Genomic DNA, 235 nt, shown 5'->3' with positions numbered 1-235 from the left:
GGATCGGGCAGCACGCGCCGGGACGGCCGCCCGACCCGGTTGGTCGCGGAGGGGTCGGTCTCCTGCACGAGCCCGAGCTCGACGAGCTCGGCGACGAGCGCCCCGATCGTCGAGCGGTTGAGGCCGGTGAGGGCGGTCAGGTCGGCGCGGGAGGGGCCTCCGCCCCGGTGGACGAGCTCGAGCACCGTCGAAAGATTTCGACGCCGGACCGAGTCCACGGTGTCCCCGAGTGCTG

General features: G+C 74.0%; 1 protein-coding gene. It reads right to left on the bottom strand.

The window, feature by feature from the left end; all coding sequences use genetic code 11:
- Positions 1 to 218: helix-turn-helix domain-containing protein (locus FJ658_RS15345; RefSeq protein WP_219995795.1), on the bottom strand; the 218-nt coding region annotated here is incomplete at its 3' end.
- Between the last annotated feature and the right edge of the window lie 17 nt (positions 219 to 235).

Origin of the sequence: Schumannella sp. 10F1B-5-1 (assembly GCF_006517535.1) — a bacterium.
Classification (GTDB): Bacteria; Actinomycetota; Actinomycetes; order Actinomycetales; family Microbacteriaceae; genus Schumannella.
Note: the sequence above shows the minus strand (reverse complement) of the source record. Positions and strands in the feature narration are given on the sequence as shown.